The sequence below is a fragment of the Xanthovirga aplysinae genome (genome assembly GCF_009711365.1).
GTDB classification, from domain to species: Bacteria; Bacteroidota; Bacteroidia; order Cytophagales; family Cyclobacteriaceae; genus Xanthovirga; species Xanthovirga aplysinae.
Genome location: NZ_SMMB01000148.1, coordinates 1 through 489 on the forward strand (window position 1 = coordinate 1; position 489 = coordinate 489).

The 489-nt window shown below is 33.9% G+C and carries 1 protein-coding gene; it reads right to left on the reverse strand.

All coding sequences use genetic code 11. From position 1 onward, the window contains the following. Positions 1-226: 226 nt before the first annotated feature. Positions 227-489: sensor histidine kinase (locus E1171_RS00235; protein ID WP_187696098.1), on the reverse strand; the 263-nt coding region annotated here is incomplete at its 5' end.

A 489-nucleotide genomic window follows, 5' to 3' on the forward strand; every position in this document is an offset into this window, starting at 1 on the left:
CTGAATAAGGAATCTCATATAGTTTTAGCATGAGCTTCATCGACTTAAATTTACCCTATGGCCAAAAGGCCCTCCAATTAGCGAGCTTGGTTAACAGGGGCAAACCGTAATTGTTTTTTTACCATAAATCTGACTATCAATAGTTTTTTTATAAAAGGCATCTTTTTACCACCAATACTAATACCTTCAACTTTTGAAAATCAATTATTTTCTTTAGGTGAAAAAGTCAAAATTTATAAGGAAGAAAAATGGTAAAAGAAACTCCCAAATATTCTTCACTTTCCAGGGAAATCCTACCTTTCAAAAAGTCAACAGCATTCTTGACTAGATAAAGACCAAGCCCAGGACCTGAAGAACTTTCTATCCCACGGAAAAACATGTCAAACACTTTCTCCTTTACCTCCTCTGACATACCTAACCCATTATCTCTTAACTCAATCACCAAAAATTCTTCTTTTTTTCTTACTCCTACTTTTACATATGAAGCAA